Source organism: Bradyrhizobium sp. USDA 4474 (assembly GCF_054057515.1).
In genome coordinates this window covers 5,903,906-5,917,115 of record NZ_JBSRZJ010000002.1, presented here as the reverse complement: position 1 = coordinate 5,917,115, position 13,210 = coordinate 5,903,906, and the positions used below count along the sequence as shown (strand labels likewise).

The following is a 13,210-nucleotide window of genomic DNA, read 5'->3' as shown; positions in this document are numbered from 1 at the left end:
ACATGTCCGCATCACCGAAACTGGCTGACCTCGCCGACATGGTGCGCGAGCGCGCGATGAGCCGCGGCGATGCCATCGCCTACGAGTTCGAGGGCCGCGTCACCAGCTTTGCCGAGTTCGACGTCAACACCAACAAGGTCGCGAACGCGCTTCTCGCGACGGGCGTGAAAAAGGGCGACCGCATCGCCTATCTCGGCAAGAACAGCGATCTCTATTTCGAGCTGCTGATGGGCGCGATGAAGGCGGGCGTGGTGATGGCGCCGGTGAACTGGCGGCTCGCAGGCCCCGAGGTCGCCTTTATCGTCGCCGATTGCAACGCACCTGTGCTGTTCGTCGGGCCGGAGTTCATCACGCAAATTCGCCAGATCAGGGATCAGCTTCCGGGCGTGCGCACGGTCATCACCACCGAAGGCGGCGCAGCGGAATGGCAGGATTTTACCGCGTGGCGCGAGGCACAGAGCGGCAAGGATCCCAAGGTGTCGATCGACACCAAGGACATCGCGATCCAGCTCTACACGTCGGGCACGACGGGCAAGCCGAAGGGCGCGATGCTGAGCCATGCGAACTTCCTCAACCTGGTGCAGACGGGCAATGCGGAGGACAAGCCGGAGTGGAACCGGTGGTCGACCGACGACGTGTCGCTGGTGGCGATGCCGATCTTCCATATCGGCGGCTCCGGCTGGGGCGTGATGGGACTCTATCACGGCGCCCGCGGCGTGATCGCGCGCGAGTTCGATCCCTCCAAGGTACTGGATTTCTTCGAGCAGTCGGGCATCACAAAACTGTTCATGGTGCCGGCAGCGATGCAGTTCGTGGTGCGGCAACCGCGCGCCAAGACCGTCGATTTCTCCAGGCTGAAATACATGCTGTATGGCGCCTCACCGATTCCGGCGGCGCTGCTGAAGGAATGCATCGAGGTCTTCAAATGCGGCTTCGTGCAGATGTACGGCATGACCGAGACCACCGGCACCATCGTCGCGCTGCCGCCGGAGGATCACGTTGAGGGGCTGGAGCGGATGCGCTCGGCCGGCAAGGCGCTACCGGGCGTCGAGATCGCCATCCTCGATGCCGACGGCAAGCCGTTGCCGCCTCGCCAGGTCGGCGAGATCGCGACGCGCTCGGGCTCGAACATGGCCGGCTACTGGAACCTGCCGGAGGCGACCGCTTCGACGCTCCGCAGCGACGGCTGGCTGCGCACGGGCGATGCCGGTTACATGGACGAAGACGGCTATCTCTACATCCACGACCGCATCAAGGATATGATCATCTCCGGCGGCGAGAACATCTATCCCGCCGAGGTCGAGAGCGCGCTGTGCGATCACCCTGATATCGCCGAAGCCGCCGTGATCGGCGTCCCCGACGAGAAATGGGGCGAAGCCGTGAAGGCAGTCGTGGTGATGAAGCCGGGCAAAGAGGCGGCCGCCAGCGACATCATCAACTTCACCCGCGAACGTATTGCAGGGTTCAAGACGCCGAAGAGCGTGGAGTTCTTGCCGGCATTGCCGCGCAATCCGTCAGGCAAGATCTTGCGGCGGCAGTTGCGTGAGCCGTATTGGGCGGGGAAGGATCGACGAGTGAATTGAGACGCCGGTGCCGTAGGGTGGGTTAGCCGGAGGCGTAACCCACCTCTTTTCTTTCACGGTGGCGGAAGTGGTGGATTACGCCTTCGACTAATGCCACCCTACGAGAGCGGTGGCCGCCTCAATGCTTCCCCGGCCCCATATACCCGAACAGGAACCCCGCCACCTTGCGCATCTGGATCTCTTCGCTGCCTTCCGTGATCCGGTAGCGGCGGTGGTGCCGATAAATGTGCTCGAACGGCTTGTGGCGTGAGTAGCCCATGCCGCCGTGAACCTGCATGGCGCGGTCGGCGGATTCGCAGCAGAGGCGGTTTGCCCAGTAATTGCACATCGAGACGCGGTCGGAGAGCGTGCGCTCGATCTGCTCCTCGTCGAGTTGGTCCATCTCCCAGGCGGTCTTGCGGATCAACAAGCGCAGCATCTCCGCTTGCGTGGCGAGTTCGACCAGCGGGAACTGGATTGCCTGGTTCTCGGCGAGAGCTTTGCCGAACGGCTTTCGTTCGCGCGCGTACTTGACGCTCTCGTTGATGCAGTAGACCGCTGCGCCCAGCGAGCTCGCGGCCTGGCGGATGCGGTTCTGGTGGACGAAACACTGTGCCAGTGACAGGCCCCGGCCGACTTCGCCGAACTGCGCATCCTCGGGCACGAACACATCCGTAAAGCTCACGCGCGGATGGTCGGTCGGCATGTTGAAGGTCCACATATACTCTTCGACCTTCACGCCGTGGCTTTTGGCCGGCACCAGGAAGCAGGTGATGCCGCGGGCATCGCCGTCATTGCCTGACGTGCGTGCGAACAGCGCGCAATGCGTGGCGACATGCATGCCCGTCGTCCACATCTTCTCGCCGTTGATGATCCAGCCCTTGACGTTGTCTCTGACAGCCGGCACCGCGCGCGTTTCCATGTGGGTGGCATCGGAGCCGTGATGCGGCTCGGTGAGGCCGAAGGTGATGCGGTACTTGCCCTTGATCGAGCCGTCGATCATCGCCTTCTGGTCGTCGCTTCCATAGCGGTCCAGCATGGTGACGACGGGGAAGTTGCCGACGATGGAGTGCTCGTTCTGGAGGTCGTTGTGCAGGCCGAGGCCCTTCGCGGCAAAGTGCTCGCGGATCACCGCCATCCAGAGGTTGGAGCCGTCCCTGCCACCATATTGCTTCGGCACCGGAAAGCGAAGATGGCCGGCCGTATCCGCAAGATCCTTGGCCTTGCGCAGCAGCGCCTCCCACTCGTGACGCGGCAGACCGCCATTCTCGAAATCGGTGCGCGCCCACTCGCGGCGATGGTCGAAGAAGCGGATGTTGTCGTCCGCCTCTTCCAGCGGCTTGATCTCCCGTTCGATGAAACGGTCGAGCTCTCCCAGATAGGCGACGAGATCGGCAGGCAATGAGAAATCCACAGGTTCTCTCCCGGATTGATTTTGTCGTTTTGCGTTAAGGCGCTGGCGCGATTTTGCTTCGCACGATTAAGGTGAGAAGAGCACGTTCAAGTCAAGCAAGCCGAGGCCTGAAGCAGGTGCAAGGCGCACCCGCGCAATTCGATGGTGTTGCCGCGGTGACGGGCGTTAGTATCCCACGCCGATATTCCTTCACGAGAAGCTGCGGGAGCGCGCGATGGATCTGAAATTCTCGAAGGTGGAACGCAAGGGACCGATCACGATCGTCACGCTGTCGCGATCCGAGGTCTACAACGCGCTGCACATCGACGCACATTTCGAGCTCAACAAGGTGTTCGACGATTTCGCCGCGGACCCTGCGCAATGGGTCGCGGTCGTCACCGGCGCCGGCGACAAGGCGTTCTGCGCCGGCAACGATCTGAAGTGGCAGGCGGCGGGCGGCAAGCGCGGCTGGGACAAAGGCGGCTTCGCCGGCCTCACTGCGCGCTTCGACTGCGACAAGCCGATCATCGCCGCGGTGAACGGCGTCGCCATGGGCGGCGGTTTCGAGATCGCGCTCGCCTGCGACCTGATCATCGCCTCGGAGAATGCGACCTTCGCGCTGCCCGAGCCGCGCGTCGGCCTTGCCGCGCTGGCCGGCGGCCTGCACCGGCTGCCGCGGCAGATCGGACTGAAACGCGCCATGGGCATGATCCTCACCGCGCGCCACGTCAGCGCGGCGGAGGGAAAAGAGCTCGGTTTCGTCAACGAGGTGGTGCCGCAGGGCGAGGCGCTCGCAGGCGCACTGCGCTGGGCCGAGATGATCACCAGGAACTCGCCGATGTCGATCCGGGCATCCAAGCAGGCGATCCAGAAGGGGCTCGGCGTGTCGCTGGAGCAGGCGATCGAGGAGCAGCGGGAATATCCCGCAGTGAAGGCGATGGTGGCCTCGCAGGACTACATCGAAGGCCCGAAGGCGTTCTCCGAAAAGCGGCCGCCGAAATGGGTGGGGAAGTAGAAGGTCTCGCCACCGTCATTGCGAGGAGCCCTTGCGACGAAGCAATCCAGACCACCTCCATGGACACGACTCTGGATTGGTTGCTGCGCTCGCAATGACGGGGAAAGCTATCCACCTCGCCCCAGCTCCCGCTTGTACGACGCGTAGTTCGGCTGGTCGACCGCGAGCTTGTCCATCGTCGTTGCCCATAGATGCTCAGCGAGTCCGGGCGTCGCGAGATCAAGCTCGCCCTTGGCGATGCGCTCCGCAAGCGTGCGATTGAGCTCTGTCACCGCACCCTCTGTGCCGAGCAGCGCGCGCAGGCGCTCCACTTCCCTCGCGTCGCTCTGCGCCTCCAGCGTCAACTGCCGCGTCACGAGGTCGAGGATGTTGATGGCAACACGCAGCTTGAAGGCCTGATGGCCCGAGATCAGCGGCGTGATGTCGTTGCGGAGGAAATCGGCGACCGCCTTGGTCAGCTCGATCGGTGTCGGTTCGTCCTGCATCCCTAACCTCCCCGCGGCGCGAGCAGCCGCAGCAGATCGATCTCGGTCTCCGACGCGCGGCGGCCGATCATGGCGCGCTCCATGGAATGGTCGGGCCCTTCGCGAAACCGCTGCATCATGCCGCCGCACATGATGCCCCAGCGCAGCGTGCCCATCACTTCCCAGAATTTCACACGCGACGGATCGACCTTGCCGCCCGCCGCCTCGTAGCCGGCGAACAGCTCTTCGCGGGAGCCAAAGCCGCCAACCGGCTTGTCGATCTCGCCGAAACGCCAGGAGTTAACGCAGACCCAGCCGAGATCCTCCATGGGATCGCCGAGATGGGCGAGCTCCCAGTCGAGCACGGCGCGCAACCCCTCGGCGCCGATGATGAGATTGCCGTTGCGGAAATCGCCATGCACCAAAGTCGTATCGGCCGAGGGGCCGGGATCGTGGACGCGCAGCCAGCGCAACGCCAGCTCAAACACGGGCTTTGGCCAATTCAGGCTGCGATAGTCGCGATCGAACTCGGAGATTTCCTGGGTCGCAGACCGGCTGCGCAGTTCGGGCAATTTGTCCTGTGGCAGTTTGTGCAGGCAAGCGAGCACACCACCGATCTGCCGCGCCAGCAGCGGCCTCGCCGCCGCGAACGCATCGTCGCGAAGAATCTTGCGTGCGATGGTCTCACCCTCGACCCGCTGCATGATGAAACCCGTGCCGAGATCCTCCTCCGGCGCCAGCACATGCATCACGCGCGGCGACGGCACGCCCGCCTCGAAGGCCAGCTGCATCAACTGGGCCTCGGCGGCGAGCCCAGCCGCGCGCGTCGGCGCCGCGCCATATCCCTTGGGCGAGCGGCGCAGGATCGCGCCGATAGGTCCGCCGGGATGCACGATATCGAAGCGCCATGTCTCCTGACTGGCGCCGCCCGACAGCCTTGCGGCGTCGGCGACGCCGGTCGCACCGGGACACCAGCGCTGCACGCTGCGGGTAAGCTCCGCCTCGATCATTTGCCCTTGAACTTCGCGGGCCGCTTTTCCAGGAACGCGCCGACGCCCTCGCGAAAGTCCTGCGTATCGCCGGCGCGCAGCTGGCACTGGAATTCGAGATTGAGCTGGTCCTCGAAGGAATTTTCCGGGCTGTCCCAATAGAGCTTGCGGATCAGCGACAGCGCCACCGTGGGTCCACTGGCGAGATCACGCGCAAGCTTGATCGCCTCCTCCATTAGCACTCCGTCATCGTAGACGCGGTTGACGAGGCCCCATTCCAGCGCCTTCTCGGCCGGCAGGCGCTCGCCCATCAGCGACAGCTCGACCGAGCGCGCCTTGCCGATCAGGCGCGGCAAGATCCAGGTCGAACCGCAATCCGGCACGAGGCCGATGCGGCGGAAGGCCTGCAGGAAATAGGACGAGCGTGCGCACAAGACCATGTCGCCGAGCAGCGCGAAGCTCATGCCGGCGCCGGCGGCCGGGCCGTTGACAGCCGTCACGATCGGGCAATGCAGGTTGCGGACGCGACGCAGGAATGGATGAAAGCCGGTCTCGAGCGTCAGGCCGGCCTTGGTCTTTTTCGACTGGTTGTTGCGCCCTTGCAGATTCGCGCCGGTGCAGAACGCACGGCCGGCGCCCGTGAGCACGACGCAGCGCACATCGTCCTTCTTCTCTTCAATCGTATCGAGCGCCTCGGCGAGACCGCCCAGCATGTCCATGGAGACCGCGTTCATCACCTCCTGATGGTCGAGCTTCAGGATCGCGACCGAACCATCGAATTCGAGCGTGACGTGTTTGAACTGCATCGTTTCCTCGTCGGTTGCGGCCGCGCCGTGTTTCGCAGACCGGAATTTGGTTTTGCCGGAGTGCATATTTGATTTTTGGCGCGGTCTTGTCCATGGTGATCGGAGCATGGCAAGCAATCTTGCGCGCAGCGGCTGATGCTCCGCATGCCCAGTTGTCTTGCCAAATACAGGAAACGCGCCATGAACCTCTTCGACCTTACCGGACGCGTCGCCGTGATCACCGGCGGCAATGGCGGGATCGGGCTCGGCATCGCACAGGCGCTGGCGGGCCAGGGCTGCAACGTCTCGATCTGGGGCCGCAATGCCGACAAGAACAAGTCTGCTGCCGCGAGCCTCGCAGGACTATCGGGCAAGGTCGACAGCCGCATCTGCGACGTCACCGATCCTGCGTCGGTCAATGCCGCGATGAAGGCGACCCTCGACATTTTCGGTCGGGTCGACGGGTGCTTCGCCAATGCCGGTATCGGTGGTGGTGGCAGGCGCTCCTTCATCGAGCGCACAGAGGAAGAATGGCGCACGATGTTTGCGACCAATCTCGACGGCGTGTTCCACGCGTTCCAGGCCGCCGCAAAACACATGACCGACCGCGCCAATGCGGGCGACCCCTTCGGCCGGCTGGTCGCGACATCGAGCCTCGCCTCGATCTTCGGCACTGCGCGCAACGAGCATTATGCCGCGACCAAAGCCGCCATCAATGCGTTGGTTCGCGCGCTCGGCGTCGAGCTGGCGCGTCACGGCGTCACCGCAAACGCGATCCTGCCCGGCTGGATCAAGAGCGACATGACCGCCGGCATCATGGCCAACGAAAAATTCGTAGCCAATGTGATGCCGCGGATCCCGATGCGCCGTTTCGGCGAGGCCAGCGATTTCGGCGGCATCGCGGTGTATCTGATGAGCAAGGCGTCATCGTATCACACCGCGGATACGTTCGTGATCGACGGCGGCTATACGGCGTTTTGAACCACAAAAGCTGAATTGGGGGAGGAAGAACCATGTTCTCGCACATCATGATCGGCACCAACGACCTCGACAAGGCCAAGTCATTCTACGACAGCCTGCTCAGCACGCTCGAAGTGCGGCCGGCGCGGGTTGACGGCCACCGCATCTTCTACTTCACCAAGACCGGCACATTCTCGGTGACCAAGCCGATCAACGGCGAGCCGGCGACATGCGCGAATGGCGGCACGATCGGCTTTGCCGCCAACTCGCCTGAGCAGGTCGACAGGTGGCACGCCGCCGGCGTGGCAGCCGGCGGAACGCCGATCGAAAATCCGCCGGGCATCCGCGAGAGTGCGGGGATCAAGCTCTATCTCGCATATTTGCGCGATCTCGACGGCAACAAGATCTGCGCAATGCATCGGATACCGAACTGATTTCCGCCAAATCCGCCGCTGTCATGCCCCGCGAAGGCGGGGCATCCAGCACGCCGCGGCTTCTCGATTCGACTACCACTGTCTCCGGAATACTGGATCGCCCGGTCTTCGCCGGGCGATGACAGCGCAGTGTGCGGGGTGCGCCTGCCACCACCATTCAAACAACATTTCAAACGCCCTCGCGATATTCCATCGCGTGGCATGGCCTCGCGTAAAAAAATACGCGCTCGCACTTTCGCGGCGCGGCGACTATTCTCCCGGCCAACACGATCTCAGCGCCCCCGGGAGGAACAATGACAAAGCACACCTACATTCCCCGCACGACCAACTACACGCTCAATCCCGGCGACGAGCTCAACGACCTCCGCATGTCGGATCAGGTCCGCCCGCTCTACGACCACGTCAGGAAATTCATCCGCGAGACCGTCGAGCCGATGTCGATCGAATTCGCCAAGGCCGGCGAAGGCAAGCAGGATCGCTGGAGCTTTACGCCGAAGCAGCTCGAAGTGCTCGAGGTCGCCAAGAACAAGGCCAAGAAGGAAGGTCTCTGGAATTTCTTCCTGCCCGATGACGAGACCGGCCAGGGCCTGAAAAACCTCGACTACGCCTATATCGCCGCCGAGCTCGGCAAGAGCCCGCTGGCATCCGAGACCATGAACTGCTCGGCGCCCGACACCGGCAACATGGAGGTGCTGGAGCGCGTCGGCACCAAGGAGCAGAAGGAGAAGTGGCTGAAGCCGCTGATGAACGGCGAGATCCGCTCGGCCTATGTCATGACCGAGCCGAACGTCGCCTCCTCCGACGCCAAGAACATTTCGACGACGGCGAAGCTCGTCGGCGACGAATGGGTCATCAACGGCGAGAAATATTACATCTCGGGCGTCGGCGATCCGCGCTGCAAGATCCTCATCGTGATGGTGAAGACCAATCCGGACGCGGCGCCGAGCAAGCAGCAGTCGCAGATCCTGGTGCCGCGCGACACGCCCGGCGTCGAGGTGCTCGGGCCCATGTATGTATTCGGCCAGGACCACGCCCCTCGCGGCCACATGCACATGCGCTTCAACAATGTGCGCGTGCCGAAGGAGAATATGCTGCTCGGCGAAGGCCGCGGCTTCGAGATCTCGCAACTCCGCCTCGGCCCGGGTCGCATCCACCATTGCATGCGTACCATCGGCAAGGCCGAGAAGGCGCTGGATTTGATGGTGCAGCGAGGCCTCACGCGCGAGGCCTTCGGCAAGAAGATCGCCCATCTCGGCGGCAACATGCAGATCATCGCGCAAGCCCGCTGCGAGATCGAGGCGATGCGGCTGATGGTGCTGAAGGCCGCCAAGGCGATGGACGTCCTCGGCAACAAGGAAGCCCGCGTCTGGGTCTCCATGGTCAAGGCCATGGTGCCGGAGCGCGCCTGCAAGATCATCGACCAGTCGATCCAGATGCACGGCGCCACCGGCATCTCGCACTGGACCCCGCTGGCCGAAATGTATCAGGACGTCCGTCACCTGCGCTTCGCCGACGGTCCGGACGAGGTGCACTGGATGGTCGTCGGCCGCCACGAGCTGAGCATGGCGTAGTCGCCTTCTTCCCCGTCTCCCCGCCTGCGGAGGGCGCGCGGGGAGACGCGAAAGAAAGCACCGCGCTACGTCGCCGGCGCGATCTTGTCCTGTGTCTTCGTCTCGAAATCGCTGGCGTCGTGGCGCTCGTGCAACTGGCTGGCGGGATCGCCGGAGACGCGGTTGACCATGCGGCCACGTTTCACCGCTGGACGCTTGGCGATCTGGTCGGTCCAGCGCTGCACGTTCTTGTAGTCCTGCACGGAGAGGAATTCACCGGCGCCATAGACCAGCCCCTTGGCAAGGGCGCCGTACCATGGCCACACCGCCATGTCGGCGATCGTATAGTCCTTGCCCGCGAGATATTCGTTGTCGGCGAGGCGCCGGTCGAGCACGTCGAGCTGGCGCTTGACCTCCATCGCGAAGCGATCGATGGCGTATTCGATCTTGAACGGCGCGTAGGCGTAGAAATGACCGAAACCGCCACCGAGATAAGGGGCGCTCCCCATCTGCCAGAACAGCCAGGACATCGCCTCGGTGCGGGCCTTGATCTCCTTCGGCAGGAAAGCACCGAATTTTTCGGCAAGGTAGAACAGGATCGAGCCGGATTCGAAAATCCTGACAGGTTCGGGGCCGGAACGGTCCATCAGCGCCGGAATTTTCGAGTTCGGGTTGATCTCGACAAAGCCGCTGCCGAACTGCTCGCCGTTGCCGATCTTGATCAGCCAGGCGTCGTATTCGGCGCCCTTGTGGCCCAGCGCCAGCAGCTCCTCCAGCATCACCGTGACTTTCACCCCGTTCGGCGTCGCCAGCGAATAAAGCTGCAAGGGGTGCCTGCCGACCGGCAGTTCCTTGTCATGGGTGGCGCCGGCGATCGGGCGGTTGATGCTGGCGAACTGACCGCCATTCTCCTTGTTCCAGGTCCAGACCTTGGGCGGCACGTAAGGGGCGTCGGTCATGCAAAGGGGCTCCGGCGGAAAGATGCGCGTGCATTAATTAGCCTGCGTATGGCGGATGGCAAGCCCTGGCCGCTCTGCGTCCGGCGCGGGCCTCAGGCCCGTGTCATGCAGTCCAGCCTGTCACCAGCCTGCGCTGCTGATGATCCGCCCCATGGTTGTCCAGGACGCAACGCCTGCGCGCAAGATGCTCGCCCAAATCCGGCGTGGCATCACGGGTAACGAAGGGCTGGCGCAGAACGGCGCTCTGAAGGCAAAACGAGAAGAGAAACGCGAAGGCTGCGGGGAGAGAACCATGAAATCGCCGATCTGCGACATGCTGGGCATCGAGTTCCCGCTGCTCGCCTTCAGCCATTGCCGCGATGTCGTTGCGGCCGTCAGCCGCGCCGGCGGATTCGGTGTACTCGGTGCGACCGCGCACACGCCTGACACGCTCGAGCGCGAACTGAAATGGATCGACGACCATGTCGACGGCAAGCCCTATGGCATCGACGTGCTGATCCCGGAAAACATCTCGACATCAGGCCAGAAGAACGTCACCTGGAGGAGTCTCGAGGCGCGCGTGCCGGCGGAGCACCGCAAATACACCAGCGATCTCCTGAAGAAGTACGATATCGAGCTCACCAGGACCGATGTGGACGACAACCAGCCGCAACCGTTCGACGCGGAGACCGCGCTGGAGCTGCTCAAAATCTCCTTCAATCATCCGATCCGGCTCATCGCCAATGCGCTCGGCGTGCCGCCCAAGGCCATGATCGAGATGGGCAGGACGCACAACGTGCCGGTCGCAGCGCTCGTCGGCGCCAAGGAGCATGCGCTGCGCCAGGTCGCGGCCGGTGTCGATATCCTTGTCGTGCAGGGTACAGAGGCCGGCGGCCATTGCGGCGAGGTCTCGACGATGGTGCTGGTGCCGGAAGTGATCAAGGCCATCAAGCCGATCCGCGATGTGCCGGTGCTGGCGGCCGGCGGCATCATGACGGGCCGGCAGATGGCGGCCTGCATGGCGATGGGCGCCGCCGGCGCCTGGACCGGCTCGGTGTGGCTGGCGACCGTCGAGTCCGAGACCTCCGAGATCTTTCGCGAGAAGATGATTGCAGCGTCCTCGCGGGATGCGATCCGCTCGAAGGGCCGCACCGGCAAGCCGGCACGGCAGCTCCGTTCAGTCTGGACTGATGCTTGGGACCGTGCGCCGGAAAGTCCGGGCGCGCTGCCAATGCCGCTGCAGAGCATCATCAGCCGTGACGCCTTCAGCTCGATCGACCGCGCCGCGGCGGCCGGCAACGCCAAGGCGCGCGACCTCGTCAGCTATTTTGTCGGCCAGGGGGTCGGCCTGATCGACAGCGTGAAATCGGCCGGCGCCGTGGTGCAGGAGTTCAAGGAAGAATTCGCCGAAGCCGTCGAGCACATGAATGCGCTGGTGGCGGAATAGTCCCGTTGCGAGCGAAGCGAAGCAATCCGGACTAGCTGCGCGGATACATTTCTGGATTGCTTCGCTTCGTTCGCAATGACGAAACAACTAGGACGTGAATTGAGGCCATGACCGACAAGACCACCATTCCAGAACACCGCATTCCCGTCATCGTCGGCATCGGCGAGATCGTCGACCGCCCCAAGGAGATCACGGAGGGCCTGGAGCCGCTTGACCTGCTCGAACAGGCCTTGCGGCGCGCCGAGGCTGACGCCGGCGCAAAGCTGCTCAGCGAGGTGCAATCGCTCGACGTCGTCAACTTTCTGAGCTGGCGCTATCGCGATCCGGAGAAGCTCTTGGCGCAGCGGCTCGGCGTCTCGCCGGCACATTGCCATTACGGGCCGGTCGGCGGCGAGAGCCCGATCCGCTTCATTCATGAAGCCGCAAAGCGCATCGCACGCGGCGAATGCGCGGTCGCGGCGGTGTGCGGCGCCGAGGCGCAATCAACGGCGACGAAAGCCGATCGTGCCGGCGTCAAGCTGCCATGGACGCCGTTCGCGCGTGATGTTCCGGAGCCCAAGCGCGGCGCGGCGTTTCAGAAGCCGCTCGCCGTGAGACTCGGCGTGTTCCGCCCGGTCACGGTCTATCCGTTCTACGAGGCGGCCTCCTCCGCGCATTGGGGCCAGACGCCGCGTGAGGCGATGGCGGAATCGGGAACGCTGTGGTCGCGCTATTCCGAAGTCGCCGCGCAAAATCCCAACGCCTGGCTGAAGCGGCGCTATGCGCCGGACGAGATCACGACACCGACCGCGGACAACCGGCTGATCGCCTGGCCCTACAACAAGCTGATGGTCGCCAATCCCAGCGTCAACATGGGCGGCGCGCTGCTGCTCACCAGCCTTGCCAAAGCGCGCGCACTCGGTATCGCCGAAGACAAGCTGGTCTATCCGCTCGGCGGCGCCTCGGCGGAGGAGCCGCGCGATTATCTGTTGCGCGACCAGTTCTACGAAAGCCATCCGCAGAACGCCGTGCTGAAGACGGTGATGGATCTCGCCGGCGGCGATGGCAAAAAATTCGACGCGATCGAGCTCTACAGCTGCTTCCCTTGCGTACCAAAGATGGCGCGCCGGACGCTGGGCCTCGGCATCGATGTGCAGCCGACCGTGAACGGCGGCCTCACGTTCTTTGGCGCGCCGCTCAACACCTACATGACCCATGCAGCGTGCGCGATGGTGCGGCGTGTGCGCGGGGGCGCAAAGCTCGGCCTGCTCTACGGTCAGGGCGGTTTTGTTACCAAGCACCATGCTTTGGTGCTGACGAAGATGCAGCCCCGCGACGTGCTGGCGCAAGAGACGAGCGTGCAGGCAGAGGCCGATCGCAACAAGCGCGCCGTGCCGGAGTTCGTCACGGAGGCCTCAGGCCGGGGCAAGGTCGAGAGCTTTACGGTGCTCTATGGCCGTGGCGGCGATGTCGAGCACGGCGTGGTGATGCTGCGCACCGAAGATGACCGGCGTACGCTGGCGCGGATTCCGGCGGGCGAGAGCGCGACGCTGGCCCACCTGCTCAACATGGATCGCACGCCCGTAGGCTCGCTCGGCGAGATTACGATGGCAGCGGACGGCGTGCCGGGGTGGCGGGTGGCGTGATCGCTCTCGTGTCACGGACGTGATGCGGCATGCAATGCGGCTCCGCAG

At 63.9% G+C, this 13,210-nt stretch carries 12 protein-coding genes; 7 read left to right on the top strand and 5 right to left on the bottom strand.

Annotation, left to right across the window (positions count from 1 at the left end):
* Window positions 1–2: 2 nt before the first annotated feature.
* Window positions 3–1,583, top strand: coding sequence for a fatty acid--CoA ligase (locus tag ACVW16_RS29430; protein WP_456738105.1), 1,581 nt, complete (start codon window positions 3–5; stop codon window positions 1,581–1,583).
* A 118-nt stretch (window positions 1,584–1,701) separates the two neighbouring features.
* On the opposite strand, the gene ACVW16_RS29425 is transcribed toward ACVW16_RS29430, so the two are convergent.
* Window positions 1,702–2,976, bottom strand: a complete 1,275-nt coding sequence (locus ACVW16_RS29425) for an acyl-CoA dehydrogenase family protein (RefSeq protein ID WP_456738104.1) — start codon at window positions 2,974–2,976, stop codon at window positions 1,702–1,704.
* Window positions 2,977–3,190: 214 nt separating this feature from the next.
* Between ACVW16_RS29425 and ACVW16_RS29420 the strand changes: the two genes are divergently transcribed.
* A complete protein-coding gene (locus ACVW16_RS29420) occupies window positions 3,191–3,970 on the top strand; it encodes an enoyl-CoA hydratase-related protein (RefSeq protein WP_456802533.1) in 780 nt (259 codons plus the stop codon).
* A 107-nt stretch (window positions 3,971–4,077) separates the two neighbouring features.
* On the opposite strand, the gene ACVW16_RS29415 is transcribed toward ACVW16_RS29420, so the two are convergent.
* The 3 genes from ACVW16_RS29415 to ACVW16_RS29405 are packed head-to-tail and all read right to left on the bottom strand — an operon-like array spanning window position 4,078 to window position 6,229.
* Window positions 4,078–4,455 (bottom strand): DUF6285 domain-containing protein, encoded by a 378-nt coding sequence (locus tag ACVW16_RS29415; RefSeq protein ID WP_456738102.1) that lies wholly within the window; start codon window positions 4,453–4,455, stop codon window positions 4,078–4,080.
* A gap of 2 nt (window positions 4,456–4,457) precedes the next feature.
* Window positions 4,458–5,444, bottom strand: coding sequence for a phosphotransferase family protein (locus tag ACVW16_RS29410; RefSeq protein ID WP_456738101.1), 987 nt, complete (start codon window positions 5,442–5,444; stop codon window positions 4,458–4,460).
* On the bottom strand, window positions 5,441–6,229 hold the full coding sequence (locus ACVW16_RS29405) for an enoyl-CoA hydratase/isomerase (RefSeq protein ID WP_456738100.1): 789 nt from the start codon (window positions 6,227–6,229) through the stop codon (window positions 5,441–5,443). The genes ACVW16_RS29410 and ACVW16_RS29405 overlap by 4 nt, the downstream gene beginning before the upstream one ends.
* 180 nt (window positions 6,230–6,409) lie before the next feature.
* On the opposite strand from ACVW16_RS29405, the gene ACVW16_RS29400 reads away from it, so the two are divergent.
* From ACVW16_RS29400 to ACVW16_RS29390, 3 genes are all read left to right on the top strand, one after another.
* Complete coding sequence (locus ACVW16_RS29400; RefSeq protein ID WP_456738099.1) at window positions 6,410–7,189, top strand: SDR family NAD(P)-dependent oxidoreductase; 780 nt, start codon at window positions 6,410–6,412, stop codon at window positions 7,187–7,189.
* Window positions 7,190–7,221: 32 nt separating this feature from the next.
* Window positions 7,222–7,602, top strand: coding sequence for a VOC family protein (locus ACVW16_RS29395; protein ID WP_456702502.1), 381 nt, complete (start codon window positions 7,222–7,224; stop codon window positions 7,600–7,602).
* A 293-nt stretch (window positions 7,603–7,895) separates the two neighbouring features.
* A complete protein-coding gene (locus ACVW16_RS29390) occupies window positions 7,896–9,173 on the top strand; it encodes an acyl-CoA dehydrogenase family protein (protein ID WP_456738098.1) in 1,278 nt (425 codons plus the stop codon).
* A gap of 65 nt (window positions 9,174–9,238) precedes the next feature.
* Here ACVW16_RS29390 and yghU read toward each other — a convergent pair whose 3' ends face one another.
* Window positions 9,239–10,111 carry a glutathione-dependent disulfide-bond oxidoreductase gene (yghU, locus tag ACVW16_RS29385; RefSeq protein WP_456738097.1) on the bottom strand — a complete coding sequence of 291 codons (873 nt, stop codon included), beginning with the start codon at window positions 10,109–10,111 and terminating at the stop codon, window positions 9,239–9,241.
* Window positions 10,112–10,403: 292 nt separating this feature from the next.
* On the opposite strand from yghU, the gene ACVW16_RS29380 reads away from it, so the two are divergent.
* A complete protein-coding gene (locus ACVW16_RS29380; protein WP_456738096.1) occupies window positions 10,404–11,537 on the top strand; it encodes a nitronate monooxygenase in 1,134 nt (377 codons plus the stop codon).
* Between the two features lie 107 nt (window positions 11,538–11,644).
* Entirely contained in the window at window positions 11,645–13,162 is a 1,518-nt protein-coding gene (locus ACVW16_RS29375; protein ID WP_456738487.1) for an acetyl-CoA acetyltransferase, read from the top strand.
* Window positions 13,163–13,210: the final 48 nt, after the last annotated feature.